At 37.0% G+C, this 21,529-nt stretch carries 20 protein-coding genes and 1 pseudogene; 14 read left to right on the top strand and 7 right to left on the bottom strand.

Translation table 11 applies throughout. The features are described 5' to 3' along the window. Both ACQKOG_RS09445 and ACQKOG_RS09440 read right to left on the bottom strand, forming a co-directional pair. Window positions 1–480 (bottom strand): annotated as a pseudogene (locus ACQKOG_RS09445) (collagen-like protein); the annotation flags it as partial. A gap of 182 nt (window positions 481–662) precedes the next feature. Beyond that, window positions 663–1,748, bottom strand: a complete 1,086-nt coding sequence (locus ACQKOG_RS09440) for a glycosyltransferase (RefSeq protein ID WP_370083697.1) — start codon at window positions 1,746–1,748, stop codon at window positions 663–665. Between the two features lie 193 nt (window positions 1,749–1,941). Here ACQKOG_RS09440 and ACQKOG_RS09435 point away from each other — a divergent pair, with 193 nt between their 5' ends. The 6 genes from ACQKOG_RS09435 (at window position 1,942) to ACQKOG_RS09410 (ending at window position 8,503) form a co-directional block, all read left to right on the top strand. Continuing rightward, window positions 1,942–2,901: a YncE family protein gene (locus tag ACQKOG_RS09435; RefSeq protein ID WP_370083693.1), complete on the top strand. Its 960-nt coding sequence runs from the start codon at window positions 1,942–1,944 to the stop codon at window positions 2,899–2,901. Between the two features lie 2 nt (window positions 2,902–2,903). After that, complete coding sequence (locus tag ACQKOG_RS09430; RefSeq protein ID WP_370083691.1) at window positions 2,904–3,587, top strand: response regulator transcription factor; 684 nt, start codon at window positions 2,904–2,906, stop codon at window positions 3,585–3,587. Next, entirely contained in the window at window positions 3,584–4,972 is a 1,389-nt protein-coding gene (locus ACQKOG_RS09425; RefSeq protein WP_370083689.1) for a sensor histidine kinase, read from the top strand. Before ACQKOG_RS09430 ends, ACQKOG_RS09425 begins: the two co-directional genes overlap by 4 nt. A 3-nt stretch (window positions 4,973–4,975) precedes the next feature. Further along, on the top strand, window positions 4,976–5,488 hold the full coding sequence (locus ACQKOG_RS09420; RefSeq protein ID WP_370083687.1) for a FixH family protein: 513 nt from the start codon (window positions 4,976–4,978) through the stop codon (window positions 5,486–5,488). A 137-nt stretch (window positions 5,489–5,625) separates the two neighbouring features. Continuing rightward, window positions 5,626–6,198: a TetR/AcrR family transcriptional regulator gene (locus ACQKOG_RS09415; RefSeq protein ID WP_370083685.1), complete on the top strand. Its 573-nt coding sequence runs from the start codon at window positions 5,626–5,628 to the stop codon at window positions 6,196–6,198. A gap of 115 nt (window positions 6,199–6,313) precedes the next feature. Beyond that, entirely contained in the window at window positions 6,314–8,503 is a 2,190-nt protein-coding gene (locus ACQKOG_RS09410; RefSeq protein WP_415731334.1) for a YhgE/Pip family protein, read from the top strand. Between the two features lie 389 nt (window positions 8,504–8,892). On the opposite strand, the gene yhfH is transcribed toward ACQKOG_RS09410, so the two are convergent. Next, on the bottom strand, window positions 8,893–9,018 hold the full coding sequence (gene yhfH, locus ACQKOG_RS09405; RefSeq protein WP_132362068.1) for a protein YhfH: 126 nt from the start codon (window positions 9,016–9,018) through the stop codon (window positions 8,893–8,895). A gap of 144 nt (window positions 9,019–9,162) precedes the next feature. Here yhfH and ACQKOG_RS09400 point away from each other — a divergent pair, with 144 nt between their 5' ends. The 8 genes from ACQKOG_RS09400 to ACQKOG_RS09365 all read left to right on the top strand — a co-directional run bounded on the left by ACQKOG_RS09400 (window position 9,163) and on the right by ACQKOG_RS09365 (window position 18,725). Beyond that, window positions 9,163–10,155, top strand: a complete 993-nt coding sequence (locus ACQKOG_RS09400; RefSeq protein WP_370083431.1) for a lipoate--protein ligase — start codon at window positions 9,163–9,165, stop codon at window positions 10,153–10,155. A gap of 639 nt (window positions 10,156–10,794) precedes the next feature. Further along, the gene (locus tag ACQKOG_RS09395; protein WP_370083430.1) at window positions 10,795–11,499 is read left to right on the top strand and encodes a response regulator transcription factor; all 705 of its coding nucleotides are present in this window, start codon (window positions 10,795–10,797) and stop codon (window positions 11,497–11,499) included. Continuing rightward, window positions 11,499–12,482, top strand: a complete 984-nt coding sequence (locus ACQKOG_RS09390) for a sensor histidine kinase (protein WP_415731331.1) — start codon at window positions 11,499–11,501, stop codon at window positions 12,480–12,482. Before ACQKOG_RS09395 ends, ACQKOG_RS09390 begins: the two co-directional genes overlap by 1 nt. A gap of 11 nt (window positions 12,483–12,493) precedes the next feature. Then, window positions 12,494–12,928 (top strand): hypothetical protein, encoded by a 435-nt coding sequence (locus tag ACQKOG_RS09385; RefSeq protein WP_415731330.1) that lies wholly within the window; start codon window positions 12,494–12,496, stop codon window positions 12,926–12,928. Between the two features lie 12 nt (window positions 12,929–12,940). Next, window positions 12,941–13,717, top strand: a complete 777-nt coding sequence (locus ACQKOG_RS09380) for an ABC transporter ATP-binding protein (protein ID WP_370083427.1) — start codon at window positions 12,941–12,943, stop codon at window positions 13,715–13,717. Further along, a complete protein-coding gene (locus ACQKOG_RS09375) occupies window positions 13,689–15,623 on the top strand; it encodes an FtsX-like permease family protein (protein WP_370083426.1) in 1,935 nt (644 codons plus the stop codon). The genes ACQKOG_RS09380 and ACQKOG_RS09375 overlap by 29 nt, the downstream gene beginning before the upstream one ends. Window positions 15,624–16,074: 451 nt before the next feature. Beyond that, window positions 16,075–17,622 (top strand): fatty acid--CoA ligase family protein, encoded by a 1,548-nt coding sequence (locus ACQKOG_RS09370; RefSeq protein WP_370083425.1) that lies wholly within the window; start codon window positions 16,075–16,077, stop codon window positions 17,620–17,622. A gap of 455 nt (window positions 17,623–18,077) precedes the next feature. After that, entirely contained in the window at window positions 18,078–18,725 is a 648-nt protein-coding gene (locus ACQKOG_RS09365; protein WP_370083433.1) for a VTT domain-containing protein, read from the top strand. Between the two features lie 59 nt (window positions 18,726–18,784). On the opposite strand, the gene ACQKOG_RS09360 is transcribed toward ACQKOG_RS09365, so the two are convergent. The 4 genes from ACQKOG_RS09360 to ACQKOG_RS09345 are packed head-to-tail and all read right to left on the bottom strand — an operon-like array spanning window position 18,785 to window position 21,456. Beyond that, complete coding sequence (locus ACQKOG_RS09360; RefSeq protein ID WP_427446142.1) at window positions 18,785–19,483, bottom strand: hypothetical protein; 699 nt, start codon at window positions 19,481–19,483, stop codon at window positions 18,785–18,787. Beyond that, window positions 19,480–20,208, bottom strand: a complete 729-nt coding sequence (locus ACQKOG_RS09355) for a hypothetical protein (protein WP_427446140.1) — start codon at window positions 20,206–20,208, stop codon at window positions 19,480–19,482. Before ACQKOG_RS09355 ends, ACQKOG_RS09360 begins: the two co-directional genes overlap by 4 nt. After that, entirely contained in the window at window positions 20,192–21,085 is an 894-nt protein-coding gene (locus ACQKOG_RS09350) for an ATP-binding cassette domain-containing protein (RefSeq protein WP_370083422.1), read from the bottom strand. Before ACQKOG_RS09350 ends, ACQKOG_RS09355 begins: the two co-directional genes overlap by 17 nt. Beyond that, window positions 21,082–21,456 (bottom strand): GntR family transcriptional regulator, encoded by a 375-nt coding sequence (locus ACQKOG_RS09345; RefSeq protein ID WP_370083421.1) that lies wholly within the window; start codon window positions 21,454–21,456, stop codon window positions 21,082–21,084. Before ACQKOG_RS09345 ends, ACQKOG_RS09350 begins: the two co-directional genes overlap by 4 nt. Window positions 21,457–21,529: the final 73 nt, after the last annotated feature.

The following is a 21,529-nucleotide window of genomic DNA, read 5'->3' as shown; positions in this document are numbered from 1 at the left end:
AGTAGCTCCAGTAGCTCCAGTAGAACCAGTCACGCCAGTAGAACCAGTAGCTCCAGTGTCACCAGTAATGCCAGTAGAGCCAGTAGAACCAGTAACTCCGGTAGAGCCGGTAGAACCAGTAGCTCCAGTAGAACCAGTAGAACCAGTAGAACCAGTAGAACCAGTAGAACCAGTAGAACCAGTAGAACCAGTAGAACCAGTAACTCCGGTAGAGCCAGTAGCTCCAGTGTCACCGGTAACGCCAGTAGAACCAGTAGCCCCAGTCGCTCCCATAGCTCCGGTAGAACCAGTAACACCAGTAGAGCCAGTAACACCAGTCGCCCCAGTAACACCAGTAGCCCCGGTAGCGCCAGTAGGACCAGTTTTTCCAGTAGGTTTAACAGGGAAAATAGGACAGCTTTGAGCGGCGCAAGGATTACAACAACATGGGAATGTATTACATTTACTGCAAACTCTTTCTTTAAAATTTCCAAATTGCATTGTTTCACCTCCTCTCTCAAATATCGTATTCATAGAGAGAGAAGATGAAATAGACAGTTAACTCCTTGGCTTTTCTAAAAATATCGATAGCGGAAAAAGTATTTTTAATCAATGTATAGTTAAAACCTAATACTAGAATTAAGAAATTACTTCAATGTACTAATCCATTACTATAGAAGAGATTAAGATTCTTCATTACCCTTTTTTAAAATACGATCAAAATATGTTTTATTGTGCAGTATTTTTTCATCATTTGGTAAAAAGGATCTGGCTAATTCATTATGCGCGTTGGCAGTTTCATATTGTTGTAACCGATCAAAGAGGACACAAAGTTGTAAGTGGGGTAACCATGTCGTAAAGGTTTTGTTTTGAAAAGGAGCGTTAGGATTTTGCTTGATGACAAGCGCTTGCTCATACCAAAATATTGCTTCATAATTTCTGGCTTGTTCCATTAAATGAAAACCAAGTCTACAACACGCTTCTGGACGTGGAATATCGTATTCAAAGCTTCTTAGAATGGAGCTCAGATTATTTTCTGGATCATTTAAATGAGAATAACAATCTGCTAATTTGAAACAGGCTCGAACATTATCTTCTACCCAGCCTAATTTAGAAGTTAAAAATGTCTCATAGTAAAATATTGCATCCTCAAATTGTCCGTGATCCAGTAATTCATTTGCGTAATAAAATGTATCTCGTGGAGAGAGCTGTTCTCCTGAGTCAACTAACTGCTTATAGATGTTAATATTCCGCGAATGATCGTGATTAAGTGGTAAATGACTGACAGCGATATTACTATCCAATAGATTTCCACCGACTTCTAAATATTCGTGTACAGCACCTATCCATTGGAATTGTTTATTTCTTCTTACTAAGCGATATCTTTTTAATAGAGAACTTACATTTCCTTCATTATCAAAGCTTAAATTATAATTCATAGAAATAGCATCTATATCAAGGGTCAAGGATTCTTTTAGTGCTTTCAATTTTTCCTGATCCTCTTCTAATAATACGTCGTCTGCATCTAGCCATAAAATGTACTCCTTTGTTGCTTGTTGGAATGAAAAATTTCTTGCAGCTGCAAAATGATGAATCCACTCAAAATCAAAAATACGATCTGTAAACTCATTAACAATTTGCTTCGTATTGTCGGTAGAGCCAGTATCGATGATATTAATCTCATCGACTAAGTCTTTTACAGATGCTAGACATCTACCGATGACATCTTCTTCATTTTTCACAATCATACATAAGCTAATGGACACCATAACGTTGATTCCTCCTAACCATAATCTATGTAGTATATGTGCTACTATAATTTTGGATTGGATAAATGCTCGTAAATGTAGCATTACATAATAATAACTGTGAAATTTGCTTGTTTTCTTTGTCATAAATTTACCTCTCAAGTTTCACGTGAATTTCACAATTGTGAAGTATAGTTAAGAAACAGAGGTGATGATGTTGAAAAAATGGGCATTCTTCATTTTTTCTTTAGTACAGCTTGTATTGCTAGTAGGGTGTACGGAGAAATCGTTTGAGCCTATTGAACGCGATCAGAATTTTATTGCATCCTTAAATATACAAGAGCCTTCTCTAGATTTTATAGATGAACAAGGTGATGTGATAGCAACATGGTTATTAGATAAAGCTTACTCAGGGGCAGTACTCCTCGGAAATGATCGTGTGTTATTGTATGGTCATCAATTAAATGAAATTGACGTCTATACATTATCAACCGGAAAGAAGCTCTATTCTAAAAAAGTACAGCTTGGTTCAACGAATGCGTATTATGCTGAAAATAGAAAACAGTTTTTTATTACGAATAGCAAAACGAATACAGTGACAAGCTTTGATGAAGAGGGCAACGAACTAGCAACACAGAAGATTGGTAATTATCCTATGTCAATGGCAGCTTATAAAGATAAGCTATATGTGATTAATTATAAAGATACGAAATTATCGGTGTTAAATATTGAGAATCTAGAAATTGAACAAGAGTGGCCGATTCAAAAATCATCACATGGAATAGCAATTCTTGAAGAGAAAAATGAACTATGGATTGGTGGCCATGGAGAAGGAAGTAAACCGAATAGCTCTGTTAAAAAATATGATCTTATAACAGGCATCAAACATGGGGAGATAGCAATGCCTTTAATGCCTGTTGGATTAACCAAAACAAAGGATGCTGTTCTCGTTGTTAGTCATGGCCGTAATGAATTATATGTTGCCGACTTTGATGGAAATGTGAAATGGCAGCAAGAGGTAGGAGCTAATCCGTTTGTCGTAAATCAGTTTAAAGATTATATTGTTGTCGCTGGTTATGATGACCATACTTTGTATTTCATAAAAGAAGGTCAGGTGAAAAAAACAGTTGATGTGGGGAAAGGTGCATTTCAATTGTTAGTGAGGGAGGAATAAATGTGACAACTGTATTAATTGTTGATGATGAGCAAGATATGCGTAATTTAATAGAAATGATGCTCCATAATGCAAAAATTGAGACCGTAACAGCAGCGAGTGGTACAGAAGCCTACGATATGATCGTGCGCGAAAAAATCGATTTAGTTCTACTTGATGTGATGATGCCACACGAAGATGGCTTTGCGGTTTGTCAAAGTATACGTGCGATGTCGAATATACCAATTATTTTCCTGACAGCACGTGATGCAAATGAGGATAAGGTTAAAGGCTTAACAATTGGCGGAGATGATTATATTGTAAAACCCTTTACAAATGATGAACTAGTTGCTCGGATCCATGCTGTGCTAAGAAGAAGTGGCACTAATATTGAAGACTTGCAGCAAAAATATGTGATACTTGGACCTATTAAAATAGATGAGATTGCACGAAAAGTATCTGTAGATGGAAAGAGTGTCCCGCTTACTTTAAAGGAATTTGAACTATTACATTTATTTATGAATAACCCTGGAAATGCTTATACTAGGGAGCAATTACTAGAACGTATTTGGGATATTGATTATGTAGGGGGAACAAGAACTGTGGACACTCATATAAAAACCTTACGTATAAAGCTTGGAAAGGAAGCGGCGGGGCATATTCAAACCGTCTGGGGAGTGGGCTATCGCTTTGATCCTGGCGAATGAAAAAGATTTCAACACGCATTTGGCTATTAATCTTTGCATTTTTGATCATTACCGTTGTCTTTATGTATGTCCTGACTGATTATCTATATGAAAGACTTTATGTAGAAGACACGGAAGAGATGATGGTAGAAGTAGGGACAAAGCTACAAACGATGTATACCGGTAGTAAGGTAACGGATGAATTTATTGCAGATATTGAACAGTATGCTAATTATTCGAATTTGAATATCTTTGCAGTAAGAAATCCGCGAGAACTAAGTGCCTGTGTGCCGTTTGATATTGATTTCGAGACATTAATTGGTCCAGAAGAGCGACAGCAATTACTTGCGGGTGAATATGTACAAAAAATAGGATATGAACCCCGATTTGATAGACAGCTAATTTCGGTAGTACTTCCGCTAGTGGATCAAAATAGGCTTGAAGGAATTATTTATATATACTTCCCTCTAGCAAAAATTAGTGAGTTAGCGAATAATGAAGTCATTTTCTTATTTGTCAGTGCCTTTATATTTTTACTTGTTATCAGCTATTTAATTTATAAGGGAATTCGTCATATTATGCGACCATTAAGTAATTTACAAAGAGCTGTTGAGCAAATGTCATACGGAAACTATGGGACGCGTGTGCCAGTTCATTCGAAAGATGAAATCGGAAGGCTATCGAGCACCTTTAATCAAATGGCAGAGGCGATCCAACAAGAGGACGAGGCTCAAAAAACGTTTTTGGCGACAGTTTCACATGAATTACGGACACCCATTAGCTATGTAAAAGGCTATAGCGAAGCAATGCAGAATGGTATTATTCCAGAACATCAAAAAGAGGAAACGATCCAGCTCATTGTACGTGAGGCAAATCGTATGGAACGTTTAACGAATGAATTGCTTCAACTTGCTCGTATGGAAAATGAACAAGCAGAAATTACTTTATATCCAATCCCTCTTGCCGAAACATTACGTGAGGTTCAAAAAATATTAACTCATCAGGCAGAGAAGAAGAGCATTGCACTCCATTTAGATGCTGATGATGCATTAATCATCAAAGCGGATGAAGTAAAGTTGAAACAAATTTTTATTAATATTATTGAAAATGCCATTAATTACTCGTATGAACAGTCAAAGGTTGAAATTACTGCCTTAGAGAATAATGCTAGTGCAAAAATTATCATTAAGGATTATGGAATGGGTATTCCTCAAGAGGATTTATTGCATGTAACGGAGCGCTTTTATCGTGTTAACAAAGCGCGGAGCCGAGCAGATGGTGGCAGTGGATTAGGCTTGTCGATTGTAGAACAATTGCTGAAGCAGTTACATGGCAAGATAGAGATTGAAAGTGAAGTTGAAAAAGGCACAGTTGTAAAAATTACATTGCCGTTAATGGAGGAATAAAACATGAAAAAATGGTTATTAGCATTAGTCGCAGTACCTGCATTATTAGTAGGTTGCGGAGAAAAGAAAGAGTCAGCAGCTTTACCAGAGCCTGAGATAGCTCAAATACCAGAAGTTGAAATTTTAACACCGAAAGAAGTAGCAATCAATGAAACAATTGATCTTGCTGCGCAGGTTGTAGAAGGTGGCAAAAAAGTTGATGACGCAGTTGTACAATTTGAGGTTTGGGAATCTGGTAAACGTGATCAAGGGCAAATGATGGACGGTAAATTAGAGAAAGATGGCGTTTATAAAGCGACGACTACATTTGACCACGATGGGGTATATTATATGTATGCTCATACTACTTCAGGCAGTGGTGTTCATAGTATGCCGAAGCAACAAATTACTGCCGGTAGTCCTGATATGACGAACGTTTTACCAGAGGATGAAAAAGCAAATAATAACAGTATGGATCATAGCATGATGAATCACGGTAATGATACTTCTGAGCATAGTGATCATGAAAAAAAGTGAAAAAAATCACAATTAATGCTTGCATAATTTTTAAAATAGGAATATGATAATGACCAGATGACCGGAATGGTTTTCTGGTCATTATCATTTTCGTGTACAAAGGCATGTACATAATAGAACAGGAAAGGATGTTACTAATGGATCGTAGGCAGGAAATTCTTGAAGCAGCTGCAAAATCCTTTACATTGTTTGGTTACAAGGCCACAACAATGGAGCAAGTGGCTAAAATCGCCAATGTCGGTAAAGGGACGATTTACACATTCTTTGCAAATAAAGAAATTTTATTTCAAGAGATAGCTATGTCACTTGTACGAGAAATGCAAGCAGAAGCAGATGCAGTGTTGGATGCATCAGCGAGCTTTATGGACAATGCACATAATGCTTTAATGAAAATGCTACAGTTCCGTGAAAAACATCTTTTATTTGCGAAGTTATTAGAGGAAGAAAAGGAGCTACGAACGCCAGCAGTTAAACAAGTTTTAGCTCGCATTGAAACTGAAATTTTATCCTACGTTACGGAATTAATTCAAAGACGTATCGATAAAGGAGAAGTTAGAGATTGTGATGCAGAACTAGTAAGCTTTCTATTGTTAAAGGCGTATCTAGCGTTTGTCGTTGATTGGCATGAGCTACATGGCGACATTATTCCTGAAGAAAAGATCTTAAATCTTTTCAAGGAAACAATCTTCCGTGGGCTAATTTTAACTTGATTTGGCTTAGTTAAAAGGTGAATCAATGACAGTCTAGTGAGGATTTAGATTTTTTTTTGAATAAAAATGACCGACTGACGTTTTCGGTCAAAAATTATAGGAGTGAAGAAAACTTATGATTAAAGCTGAGTGGCTGAAAATCTTTAAAACAAGAAAAATGCTTGTTTCAATAATCGCTGTATTATTTATCCCAGTCATGTATGCCGGTATGTTTTTATGGGCATTCTGGGATCCGTATGAAGGTCTTCCGAACTTGCCAGTAGCTGTTGTCAATGAAGATAAGGGCGCTGAAATGGAAGGAGTTAAATTAGATTTAGGGAACGATTTAGTCGATAAGCTTGTCGAGAGTAACGAGTTTAAGTTTATTGACGTTTCCAAAGAAGAAGCTGAAAAAGGCTTACATGGCCGTGATTACTATATGATTCTAGAAATTCCAACAAATTTCTCTGAGCACGCAACTACTTTATTAGATGACAAACCTTCTAAACTAGTTATGAATTATATTCCGAATGAAGGATTGAACTTCCTTGGTGCACAAATTGGTGAAACAGCAATGGACCGTGTACGTGCGGAAGTAAATTCACAAGTTTCAGCAACTTATGCTGAAAAGTTATTTGATTCTATTACAACTCTTGGAGATGGCTTTACAGAGGCTGCTGATGGCTCGAATAAGCTAGATGAAGGTGCTAAAACTTTAGCTGATGGTACAAAGGATTTAAAAGGTTATCTTGAGCAACTAGCATCAAGTACAGTTGAATTGTCAAATGGTGCAGATAAAATTACTAAAGGTGCTGGAGACGCTGCAAAAGGTGCAAATGACTTAACTACTGGTCTAGTAAAAATACAAGACGGCGCTGGACAGTTACAACAAGGTGCACAGCAAGCAGCATCTGGAGCAACAACACTTGAGCAAGGTGTATCACAATATACACAGGGTGTAGCAAAGGTTCAATCAGGTTTAGCTACAATTAGCGATAAACAAAAACAAATTAGTGCAGGTGCAGCTTCAATTGCTGAAAATGCAGGCGCATTAAATGGTGCAGCAGGCCAATTAACAGCGGGTTCTGCAAAAGTAGCAGAAGGCATCACAGCTTTATCTAATCAATTACAAGGCATGATGGCTTCATTGCCTGAAGAGCAAGCGGCAGTATTAAAACAAACATTAGCAGAGCTACAAGCAGGAAGTGCAAGCGTGCATAATGGCTTAGGTTCTTTAACTGCTGGTACAGAAAAATTACAAGCTGGTGCTAATCAAGTAAGTTCTGGTGCATCACAAATTGCAGCAGGTCAATCACAAGTGTTAGCAGGTGCTAATGAGTTAACATCAAAAAGTGGTGCGTTAGTCCAAGGAGCAAAAGGTCTTCAAGCTGGTAATGCAACACTTGCTCAAAAATTAGGTGAATTAAATGCTGGTGTTAAGACAGCCGTAACAGGTTCTAAAACATTGGCTTCAGGTTTAAATGAGCTAGCGAGTGGTTCAACAACATTAAATCAAGGTACATCAACACTTGCCTCTAAATCAGGTGAATTAGCAGAAGGTTCTAAAACGCTTGCTGATGGTACTACTGAACTTGTAGATGGTACATCAACTTTATCTAGCAAACTAGGTGAAGCAAGTGAAAAAGCAAAAGAAGTTCATGCAAGCAAAGACACATATGATATGGTAGGTAGCCCAGTTGAGGTTGATAAAGAATCTGTAAACCATGTACCTAACTATGGTACAGGTTTCTCACCATACTTTATTTCTCTTGGTTTATTCGTTGGTGCGTTATTAATCTCTATCGTTTTCCCACTTGTGGAACCAGCGATTCGTCCAAAAAATGGAGCAACTTGGTTTGCAAGTAAGGTCTCAGTTTTAGCAATAGTCGGCTTAATTCAAACTATATTAACAGTGGTTATTGTAAAATGGAGCTTAGGCCTTGAAGTAGACAATTTTGGATACTTCTTCCTAACAGCATTATTAACAAGTTATGTTTTCTTAGCTTTAATTCAAATGTTAGTATCTATTTTCGGTGATCCAGGACGCTTCATGGCGATTGTTGTATTAATTTTACAACTTACAACAAGTGCGGGTACATTCCCACTTGAGTTAATCCCATCACCATTACAAGTATTTAATAAACTATTACCAATGACATATACTGTTTCAGCATTTAAAGCTAGTATTTCAACTGGTGATACATCATACTTAATGCAAAACTACGGAGTTCTAGCAGGCTTCCTAGTAGCATTCTTAGCTATTACTTTCGGTTATTTCATGTTACTACACACAAAACGTTACTCAAAAGTAGCTGAAGAAAACTAAAAATAGGAATTTTTTACACCCACCAATATTGGTGGGTGTTTTTTGTGGTTGAATGATTGCTTTAAATAGGGAGGAGGAAGAGCTGCCAAAAACTGATCAGGTAGAGAGAAGAACAGCTCGGGTATCTTTGAAAACTGATCAGGTAGAGAATAAAACTGCTCGGGTACGGGTGAAAATCGCTCCATTACCAAAAAGAACTGCTCGGCTCCAACGGAAAATCGCTCATATGCAACAAAATCACACAAAAAACAACAGCCGATATGAGCGTATCAGCTGCTGTTTTGTAAGTGTAAGAGATTTAATTAAGGGTTCATCAAAATATGATGAGGGTTGTCATTATTAGTACGTGTGGGGCACGTATATGACTACTTCACAGAATAGGCAAATGCTTATAGGTGGTTACAGTTTTCACAAGTGTTGCTGTAGCATTCACTTTGTTCTTCAATTTTTTCACCGCATTCTGTGCATTGCTTTGCAGGTAGGTTCTTGAAAAATTCAACTACATTTTCTAACATTGTGGACTCCTCCTTTAAGTTCATCTGTACTATTACTGTTTTGATATTTCCTAGTGTATTATAACAGAAGCGTTTCGTCAACACAAAATGCCTAATTTACGATAAAATAAATATGGATATTTTGTGAAGGAGGAAACGTAATTTATGATATTCGTTGATAATAAAGGGATTCATGATCCACGCATTAACCTTGCCATTGAGGAGTATTTATTAAAAACGATGGATGTTGAGAAGGAGCCAGTGCTACTTTTTTACATTAATCAGCCTTCAATCATCATTGGTAAAAATCAAAATACTATCGAAGAGATTAATACAGATTATGTAGAGGATAATGGCATTATCGTTGTGCGACGTCTTTCTGGTGGGGGCGCGGTGTATCATGATTTAGGGAATCTTAACTACAGTTTTATCACTAAAGACGATGGCGATAGTTTTATGAATTATAAAAAATTCACTCAGCCTGTTGTAGATGCACTTGCAAAAATGGGCGTTCATGCTGAGCTTTCAGGCCGCAACGACATTTTAGCGGAAGGACGTAAAGTTTCTGGGAATGCACAGTTTTCTACAAAGGGCCGTATGTTTAGCCACGGTACTTTAATGTTTGATACAGAAATTGATGCTGTTGTATCCGCATTGAAGGTGAAGAAAGATAAAATTGAATCAAAGGGCATTAAATCGATTCGTTCACGAGTAGCTAATATTTCAGAGTTCTTAAAGGACAAGATGACAGTCGAAGAATTCCGCCTAGAAATTTTAAAATCCATTTTCGGTGGTGAAGAAAATATTCGCTATTATGAGTTAACGGAGGAAGATTGGGCAAATATCCATAAGCTATCTGCTGAGCGTTATCAAACATGGGAATGGAACTATGGGAAATCACCACGCTTTAACATTCAAAAAACACATCGTTTCCCATCAGGAGGCATTGATATTCGCTTAGAGGTGAATCACGGAATTATTGAAGAAGCGCATATTTTTGGTGATTTCTTCGGCGTGGGCGACATGGCTGATGTTGAACAACGATTAGTTGGGACAAACTATGATCGAACTGCAATTGCTGAGGCGTTAACAAATATTGATATTCCAACATACTTTGGTGGAATTACGACAGAAGAGTTTTTACAATTAATTTATTAAGAAAAGCTTGTGTAGAAATTGGCACATGTCCTTATTGAGGATTTTAAGTTGATCTTCATTCTGGCTAGGCGACATAATAAAGTAAAAGGGTTCACACACAGTTTTGTGTATGAATCCTTTTTTTGTTCTTTGGAAGGTGGAAGTCGGTAAAAATTAAAAGTTGGGTGATAAAACGAGAAAGTTAGTCGATAAAATTCAAAAGTTGGGCGATAAAACGTAAAAGTGTTCCGATAAACAAAGTTGGATGACATTTTGTTAAAACGCATGTCATGCGGATAAGTTGATTGGTATGGAAGCCCGGTAACTCCTTGGATAACGCCTTCGTGACCAACATCGTGCCACTACGCTTTCGTGCAAAAAACATCTGTCGACCCGAGACCTGCAACGAAGCAGATGTTTTCTGTGCGAAAGCGAAGCAACAGGAACAAAAAAGCAGCTCATCGGACACCCTAGGAAAGCGCCTAGCCGGAACGGAAATCAGCCCCCACGTTATGGTGATACCCCTTATTAAGGCAGAGGCATTTTGAGACAAATATTTCTAGCTAATAATTCGTGTTAACTTTTGCTACAAAAGGTTCGCTGACAGTTATGTCATCGAACCTTTTTTTGATACAATATAAGATAGAAAGGAGTGTTGGTATGGAGAAGCATCGAATATTTATTGTCGAAGATGATGTAAAGATTGCGTCATTGCTCGCAGAAACGCTTAGAAAATATCAATACGAAGTTGAAACGATCAAAGAATTTGATCATCTCGTTGAAGAATTTACAGCATTTAATCCACATATGGTGTTGCTTGATATAAATTTACCTTCGTACGATGGCTACTATTGGTGTCGCCAGCTACGTCAACATACAACTTGTCCAATTATTTTCATTTCCGCTCGTTCTGGCGAAATGGATCAAATTTTTGCGCTAGAAAATGGGGGCGACGATTTCATAACGAAGCCATTTAATTATGAAATTGTACTGGCTAAAATCCGTAGTCACTTGCGTCGTACATATGGTGAATATGCGGCAAGACAAGAGGAGCGGACGATTAAACAAGGACAGCTTATTCTTCATTTAGAAAGAATGGAGCTTCATAAAAATGATTTAGAGATTCCACTTCAGAAAAAAGAATGTATCATTTTAGAATTGTTAATGGGGAATGCTCCAAAAGTAGTGACACGTGAGCAACTGTTAGAAGAGCTTTGGGACGATCAGGCATTTGTTGATGAGAATACGCTGAACGTCAATATGACACGAGTGCGGAAAAAGTTGGCTGATTATCATATTGCGTCTTCTATTGAAACGGTACGCGGAGCAGGCTATCGCTTTATTTTAAATGCAGGTGAGTTATAGTGGGCTGGAAATTATTTTTGCGTGATTACGCATCGTTCATTGTATTCCAGATCATATTAGTCGGCTTCATCATGGTCTTATATTGGTTGGACGGCTTTCGAAATGTTGACACTGCTATTTATTCCTTCTGTATTAGTTTAGTGTTGTTAGCCTCGTTTTTACTTATCCGTTATTTAATGCGCCAACGTTATTTATTAAAAATATCACAGCTTCCTAAAACAATGGAGGATGTGTTACAAAAAAATGCTAAAACACCTGAGGCGATGAAGGCTGAGCAATATATGCATGAACTATATCGACTATATAAGCATGAGCTTCAAGCATTATATGCAGGCCAAAAACGACATGATCAGTTTATTAATCAATGGGTGCATCAGATGAAAACGCCAATTTCTGTTATTGAGCTTTTATTGCAGGATGAACGTCCTCTTGATAAAAAGAATGTGCAGGAGGAAATTGACCGCTTACGAAGAGGCTTGGATATGGTGTTGGTGAATGCTCGATTAGAAAATTTTGAAGAGGATATGCAAGTAGAACAGGTTGCTTTAAAAACGATTGTGACTGCAACTGTAAATGAAAATAAACGTTTATTTATTACAAAGCGTGTTTTCCCAGAAATTCATATTGAGGATGACATCATCGTAGCAAGTGATTCAAAGTGGCTGCGCTTTATTCTCGGGCAATTCGTAACGAATGCGGTTAAATATACGTTTGAATCAAATAAGAAAATAGTCATTTCCGCCATTAAAAAGAATGACTACGTACAATTAGCCATTCGTGATGAAGGTATCGGTATTCCAACTTCCGATCTTTCTCGTGTCACTAAAGCCTTCTTTACTGGTGAGAATGGGCGTAAAACTGGGGAATCCACAGGAATGGGCTTATATTTAGCAAAAGAAATCTGTGAAAAACTCGGTCACGAATTAAACATTACATCAGAGGTAGGAAAAGGAACAATTGTTACAGTGACATTTACGAATTAGGGGGATCAGAAATGACAGAAGTATGTTTGGATGAATGGGTTTTACATGTAGAGACAGAAAAAACAGAGGCATTATACGAATCGAAAAACGATGTTTGTGATTGTTTATCCTGTAAAAATTTTCGTAAAGCTAGTCTTTTGGTTAATGAAGAAGTAATGCATTTTTCGAATAAGCTTGGGCTAGACTTACATAAACCAACTTTACTTAACGCTTTTCCTGTAGAAGGTGAACAAGTGATGTACAGTGGGCATTATACGATTTGTGGAGAAATCATTGAAGGCGAAATGGATGCCTGGGATGTAATTGTTGGGTCGCATTGCTTTAGTCTAGTGGAGGAGGATGGTAATCAGTCAGCTGAATCATTAACAGAGCCGCATTTTCAAATTGGCTTTGAGGTAGTATTACAATGGCTTTTACCAGAATCCATGGAATTAAATAAGAAATAAGGTGAACAAGGTATGCCTATTTTACAAATAAAAGACGTGACGAAGGTGTATGAAGGCAAAGTAACTCATCGTGCGTTAAATCAACTAAGTTTTGATGTGGAGGAAGGCGAGTTTTTAGCAGTCATGGGTCCATCAGGAAGTGGAAAAACAACATTATTGAATATCATTTCTACGATTGATGAACCAACGAGTGGAGAAATCATTTTAGATGGCATGAATCCTCATATGCTGAAAGCAACCGAGCTAGCCTACTTTAGAAGAAGACAGCTCGGTTTTATTTTCCAGGATTTTAATCTGTTGCATATGCTGACAGTGGAAGAGAATATTGTGCTACCACTTACATTAGATCAACAACCATTAGAAGTAATGGAGGAGCGTCTTGCAAGTATTGTGGAAAAGCTCGATTTAACTTCGTTCTTGCATAAACGCCCAAATGAAATATCAGGTGGACAAGCACAAAGAACTGCCATTGGGCGGGCACTTATTCATAATCCAAGTCTCATTTTAGCAGATGAGCCAACAGGGAATTTGGATTCGAATTCTTCGCGTGATGTACTTGAACTTTTAACAAAAATTAATCAGGAAAAACGAACAACGATTGTAATGGTAACACATGATCCTATTGCAGCTAGTTACTGCGATCGTGTGCTATTTATTAAAGATGGTGAATTTTTCAATGAAATTTACAAAGATGACCGTCGTCAAATGTTTTTCCAACGAATATTAAATGTTTTGAGCTTACTAGGAGGAGGACAAGTAGGTGACCTTTCGACAATTCGCTTACCGTAATGTCGTACGGAACAGCCGTATATACGGTGCCTTTTTCATGGCAAGCTTTTTTTCTGTTGCTGTGTTTTTCATCTATTCAATGCTCATGTTTCATCCGGATATTGAACAAGGGATTCTAGGAGAAGCATCGTTAATTGGGATGGTAGGTGCGGAAACCGTACTCGTCCTGTTTACCTTATTCTTTTTATATTATTCGATGAGTGCTTTTTTAGAGGCTAGATCACATGAGTTTGCAATTTTATTACATTTAGGAATGGAAAAACGCCAGATGAATAAGCTTGTCTTTTTGGAGACAATGATTATTGGATCGGGCTCTATTTTTGTGGGGATTATATTTGGTTTCTCATTTTCGAAATTCTTTTTCATGATTGTTCGAGAAATTTTACATTTAGATAGTTTACCCTTATATGTTTCATGGCAGCCATTTTTACTAACGATTGGTGTCTTCACAAGTGCTTTTGTAGTCATTTCCTTTATTAGTGTGTATTTTACACGTGAAAGAAAATTGCGCGATCTCCTTAAGGGAAATGACTATTTAAACAGTGTTTCAACCTATTCAAAAATTCGTGCAGTATTTGGTATTACCCTTATCTTATCAGCATATGTACTAACGTTTATCGTATCGAATACATCTTGGATTGGTTTAACAGTAGTAATCCCGTTTTTAGCGACCTTTGGAACATATTATTTTTTCAGTGATTCTTTACCTTGCTTTTTAGATAAAGCACGGGACAAACGTAAATTTCACTGGCAACGTTATCGCCTTCTTTCGTTAGCTGAGCAAACGCATATTATGATGGACAATGTGAAAATGTTTTTTGTAGTAACGATGGTGTCAACAATGGCCTTTTTATCGGTCGGTGTATTAGCGACGATGTCTTCCTATACGATTCAATATGATCGTTTAAATCCATTAGGGCTTGTCTATAAGGGAGATGTTGACAATCCATATGAGCGAAATCATATCTCCTCTTTACGGATTCAATTAGAGGAGAAGGGTTTGTCCTATCATTTATCGCGCTTTGTTGTCATCAAGCAAACATCTTCATATACCCACAATGAAGTTGAAGTTTTTAGGGAATCGGATATGAATGTATTGCTTTCTTCTTATAGTTACCCATTACTTGATTTGGCTTCAGGAGAGGCAGTGTTTATACCATACTCGGAAGATTCTCTAAAAAAACTAAAAGATAAAGTTGTGCATACAGTATTAGAGGAAAACTCTATCCCGATAACAATTGATAGCGTATATCCTAAAATAGTATTCCCAGGGTCTATTGTTAGTGTGAATTCTATAGTAATTAGCGATGAGGATTTTAGTAAGCTTAGAAAGCCGATTGCTGATAAAGATGTTGCACAGCCAATCTATCATCTATTTACCTTCTATATCCCTCAGTGGATGGAAACGAAAGATATCGGCAAAGACATAGAAGAGTTAAAAGGATCTCAATATTTTTCTAAGAAGAATAGATTTAGCCCATTTTTCTTTGTAAATGCAGGGTTAGATTATTCTTATGTATTAGCTACTTACTCTTTATTCACATTAGTAGGGGTCTTAGTAGCAACTGTATTTTTATTAGCAGCAGGTAGCTTCGTTTACTTTAAACTGCATACTTCTCTTGAAAGAGAAAAGCGTAAATTCGATGTCTTAAAGCGCATGGGCTTAACAGATACAGAGCTCAAAAAGCTTGTAAATCGACATTTATTCCCACAATTTTTCTTGCCATGGGGTGTTGCAATGATGCATAGCGCCTTTGCTTTTCTTATGGTTCAAGGGATCTTAAAGGATATTGCTAATATTTCCATTGTCAAAGAAGTTGTCTTTGCTTTTGGGTTTTTTGTTTTAATACAAGTAGTCTATTTTTATTTGATTCGTTGGCGATACATCTCGCATATTCGTTCGTAATCAAAATGTGCGATGGAGAAAAAAATGAATTATTTGACGTAATTTACGACATGAAATAAAAAGTTTCGTTGTCTTTTAGATGTGTTTCTTATATAATATTACTGAATAATGATTCATTTTATCTCTATTCAGTAGAAGACTTCCACCTCAGGGTTGGTGAGATGGATTCGGGTGTGATTCCTTTTTAAGGGATGTCCATGCATCTACTGAATGAAGATAAAGCCTCCGGCGGATGTCACGGATTTTCAAAGGAATGCTTAAAGGATGTTAGCCTAAAACCTTCGTATCCTGCGAAAACGGCTAACTGACCTGCATCGGTAATAACGCCACGTCCTGTGGCATTACCGAAATGACCGACATCGTGTCGGCCCTCGTGCAGGCCTAGGCACAATTCAAAATCCTGACCTCAATTACGCCAAGGCGAAATTGATACGATAAGGGGATGGTGTAATTGAATTTAGTTTCAAGCGTTCGTCAACAAGCATTAGAACAACCGGATAAAATTGCGTATCATTTTATGGGGAAAGATACGACGTACGGTGAGTTTGAACACACGGTTGGTCGTTTTGCAAAGGGGTTACAAGATTTAGGGGTAGAAAAAGGGGACCATGTGGCGTTTTTACTCGGCAATACACCACATTATTTAATTGCGTTATATGCAACAATGCGTTTAGGGGCAACGGCAATTCCTGTTAATCCAATCTATACACCGGATGAAATTTCATATATTTTGCATAATGGTGATGTAAAAGCTGTAATTGCACTTGATGCACTTCTTCCATTAGTAGAAATGGGTGTACATGCTTTTCCAAAAGTAAAAACATTTGTTGTTTGTGAAACAACAGCAGATGTTGCTGAAAAAGTAGCGACTTTATCCGAAGAAGCAAAGGCAAAAATTCATTTATTTTCACAAGTAATTGCTAGTGCATCGGACTCTTTCCAACCAGTAGAAGTAGCTGACGATGATAATGCAATTATTTTATATACTTCAGGAACGACAGGTACTCCAAAGGGTGCAATGCTGACTCATAAAAATATCTATTCAAATGCACGAGATGTAGCACATTATTTAGGCTATAAAGCAGATGATCGTATTATTGCTACGTTACCAGTTTTCCATGTATTTGCGTTAACTGTCGTAGCCAATGCGCCTTTATTGAGTGGAGCAACGGTTTTACTTGTACCACGTTTTAGTCCAACTGAAATCTTTAAATTAACGAAGGAACAAAAGGCAACAGTCTTTGCTGGTGTGCCAACTATGTATAACTTCTTGTACCAATTACCTGAAAGCAACCCTGAAGATTTCTCAACAATACGTTTAGCAATTTCAGGTGGCGCGTCTTTACCGGTAGCACTATTACATAATTTCGAGAAGAAATTTAATGTGCGTGTTTCAGAGGGCTTTGGCTTATCGGAAGCTTCACCAGTAACTTGCTTTAATCCATTGGATCGTGAGCGTAAGGCAGGTTCTATTGGGACATCCATTTCCAATGTTGAAAATAGGGTGGTGGATGTTAATGGTCAGGAAGTGCCCGTTGGAGAAGTAGGGGAGCTAATTGTACGAGGGCCAAATGTTATGAAGGGCTATTATAAATTACCTGAAGAAACAGCGATGGCTATACGTGATGGCTGGTTATACACTGGAGACTTAGCTAGAGTTGACGAAGAAGGATACTTCTACATCGTTGACCGTAAAAAAGATATGATTATTGTAGGCGGATTTAACGTCTATCCAAGAGAGGTTGAAGAAGTACTATTTGCGCATAATAATATCGTTGAAGCGGCAGTTGTAGGTTACCCTGATCCTAACCTAGGTGAAGCAGTTCATGCATATGTTGTTTTAAAAGATGCAGATGCAACTTCAACAGAAGATCTTCTCGCATACTGTGCAAAGCATATGGTGAAATACAAGGTTCCTAAAGTAATTGAGATTTTGGATGAATTACCGAAAAATACGACAGGAAAAATTTTGCGTCGTACATTAAAAGAAAAAGTATAAGAAACAGTAGCTACTATTGAAAAATAGTAGCTTTTTTTATCCCTATAATAGATTCACCTTTCAAGATTTAAGAGAAGGAATAAATAGAAGTGGGAGATCAACTGCCCGTACAAGTTCAATTGATTAGGGGCAACAATTTCTGTGCGAAAGCGCAGTGCAAACGTAGTAGCAGGGTGTTAGTTTAGTGAAGGACGAAGAACACCCATTGATTGAAGCATCACTTTGGCCAATATTACAGCAATGTAAAAAAGCATGGCAACTTATTTAAATAAGTTGAGTGTGTATGTCTGTAAGTGATAAAATCAAACTTGTGAAATCTACATACTTTATAAAGGCTTGTCATATAGTGAGGGAGAAGTAACACTATAGACAGTAAACAAGAATGGAACCCTTTGGTGTCTAGCTACGTCAAAGCCTTTAGAAAATTTAATTGAAAGAGAGCATACGGAAAAATGATAGAACTCATCAAGGAGTTAATTAGTTTTATTATGCATATTGATGTGCATTTAGAGGAAATCATTCATAAGTTTGGTAATTTGAGTTATTTTGTTCTATTTGCAATTGTTTTTGTTGAAACAGGTGTCGTAATTTTCCCATTCCTGCCAGGTGATTCATTGCTTTTTGCAAGTGGTACATTAGCAGCAGCAATGGGCGCATTTAATATGTGGATATTAATTCCTGTGTTTTTAGCGGCTGCAATTTTAGGGGATACGATGAACTATCATATTGGTCATAAAGTAGGGACATCCATTCCACCAAAGAGCTTCCTTGGTAGAGTCGTAAAAAAAGAACGTATGGAAGCGGCAGAAAAGTTCTTTAATAAACACGGTGGAAAAACGATCGTCATCGCGCGTTTTATGCCTTTCATCCGTACATTCATACCATTTGTTGCAGGGGCTAGTAAAATGAAGTATGGCTACTTCATTATGTATAATGTTTTAGGTGCAGTGTTATGGGTACTCAGCTGTACATTACTAGGTTATTTCTTTGGTAATATTCCGATTATTAAAGATAACTTCTCAACGGTTCTTATATTAATTATCTTGATTTCAGTTGTACCAGCTGTTATTGGTGCTATTAAATCAAAAACTAGTAGAAAATAAAAAAGGACAGTCTAAAAGTGATAAAAAATCACTGAGGACTGTCCTTGTTTTTTTACTATCTAAAAAAGACCTTGGGAATCTTCCAAAACTGTACTTCTTGGAATGTCGATAACGATGACATTTGAATAGGAATAGTGCATTGCGTGTTGTTCACGTTCTATCTCACGATTCATATCTAAAATACCTAATGTTGCATTTATACGAAAATAACTTACTTGTTGTCTAGAAAGAGATTCAATAAATAATTGGTTTTCCGCCACGTATACGTTAGGTAACGGTACTTCGTCATCAAGATCAATACCTTCTATAATGACAGGGAATTGATAATAGGTAACAAGAGCTTTTCCAGATTCGATATTGTCATTATAACGCACTCGAATATTAATGTTTGAACCACTGTCACCTTCATTTATAACAACAGGTAATGTATCTCCTTCATATCTTAGCTCCCACGTTTTCTTTTTGTACTCCTCTGTTAAATAAGAAGAATCATCTTCTTGATCGTACTTTTGTATTTGATCTAATTTTTTCTCAAGTTGTTTAATTTCAGAAGGAGAAAGTATTGGTATTTTTGATTCTGAAAAAAAGCTAATATAAAGGAAGGCAGTAAGTCCAAGTACGATATAGCTAGTAATGCCAATTATAATACGCTTAGGGGTCCAAATATTTTTAACTTTTTTCATTAATTTACTCAGTATTAGAAAAATAGCAATTACAAGTAGTATTGTAGTAAAAAAGAATAGTGTAGTCGCCGTCATTTGCGAGTCACCTCCGATTTATCAGCAATCCAAATAGTGAGGCTAAAGCATAGTAGAGCCATAAGCAAATTAAGAACACTAATCATAAGATTGGATAACATTATTAATGACCTAAGATTTATAGACTGTGGTGACATAAAAAATAATATAAAGCCAAGCAGCATAAAAGTAGATACAAATATTTTGAACACTGCTGGCCCCTTGAAGCTGGTACCTAATAGTAGGCCGATTGCGCCAAATAAACAGAGGCTACTGAAACATAGTAGTAATATTGATGGTGAAATAAATAGATTTTCTATTACAAAAGATTTTTTTTCCACTAATAAAACTCCGAATACTTGTAAATAGTAAGTCGAAATCATAATGATGACCGCAATAAAACTGTAAATAATCATGACAAATATATTGGCTATGGCACTAGATGTTCGACTAGAAATAACGGATAAGTCATCAATACGATACGCTTTTGTCGTAAAGAGAAGTGCTACAATAAATGCCCAAATTGCTGTAACAATAAGAAAGATATCGAGTGAGTAAATAGAGAACTGAACATATAAATTTCCTCCTCCATGACCAGAAGACCCACTCCCTGAGCTAGATGTTAAAATTCCAATAATGATTTGTACAATAACTAAGGAACTAAGGGCAGAAATATATAATTTTGCTTTCCATTTCACCTGTTTTTTTACAATGCTTTTCAGTGAAAGATTAGTCAAAGATTGCATCAATATCACTTCCTTTTTTACTTGTTAAATACTTGCACACGTCACTTGCAGTAAGGGATGATACCGTAATGCCTTTTGCTCGAAGTATTTCTTCTGAGACAAATAGTTTACTAGCATCTACTATTGCTGTGGTCATCCCTGTCACAATTTTTTGTGCGTAAACTTCTGTTTCGGACAGCAGATCCGCAAGTGCATCACTTGGTCCGCTAAGAGATATAAGCTGTTCCTTAAATTCATCCAATGGCGCGTGGGCAATGACTGAGCCTTCATCTATCAATAAAATTTCTTCTAAAATAGATTCCATCTCTTGCAAATGGTGACTAGTTATTAAAAATGTTCGTGGAAAGGCTAGGTATTCCTTTAGAATCGCCCTGTAAAAATCTGTACGAATCACTTCATCCATGCCATTCATCGGTTCGTCTAAAATTGTCAGTGCACAGCGGCTAACTAATCCGTAAACAAGGTTAAAGGTTGCTAATTGACCCTTAGATAATTGCTGATGCTTTGCTGAGAGATCTATACCTGCATAATCGAGCATGCGATAAGCTAATTCATTTTGCCAATTAGGATAAAAATCAGCCCCCATCTTTAGAATATCTTCGAGCGATAAGTAATCAGAGAAACTTAAACGATCATCGATAAAAATCATATTGGCAGCAGTTCGAATATTATTAAAGGGATTTTCATTAAACACTTTGCATGATCCAGTTGTAGGTTTTATATAGCCTGCAAAAATATTAAGTAATGTTGACTTACCAGCACCGTTACGACCAATAATACCGATAATTTTCTCTGCATCAATAGCGCAGGTTACGCGCTGTAGTGCATGACGACGTCCAAAGCTTTTAGATAACGCCTCACATTGAATAATATTCATTCCAATCCCTCCTGTGTTTTTCTTATAAGTACTAGCAATTCTTCATCAGATACATGTAAACGTTTTGCCTCTAATACGATCTCTTGTGCCATTTTCGTCAATATTTCATTTCGACGTTTCAATAAAATTCGTTCCTTTGCATCCGTAGCGACAAACATACCTAACCCCCGTTTTTTATATATAAGTTGCTCTTCAAGCAAAATTGTCAGCCCTTTACCAGCTGTAGCAGGATTTATATTAAATAATTCAGCTAGTTGGTATTGTGAATAGACCTTCGCGTCTGTCTGTAATCGATCGGCGATGATTTCGTGCTGTAGCCATTCGGCAATTTGAATATAAATCGGTGTTGTACCATCTAGATGAATGTGCATCGAAAAACCTCCATTCATTCCTATGTAACATAGTGCATTAGTGTTGTAATGTACTGTATATTTAAAATTGGAA

Origin of the sequence: Lysinibacillus sp. NPDC093216 (assembly GCF_050280325.1) — a bacterium.
Lineage (GTDB): Bacteria > Bacillota > Bacilli > Bacillales_A > Planococcaceae > Lysinibacillus.
This window is presented reverse-complemented; position numbering and strand designations above follow the sequence as displayed.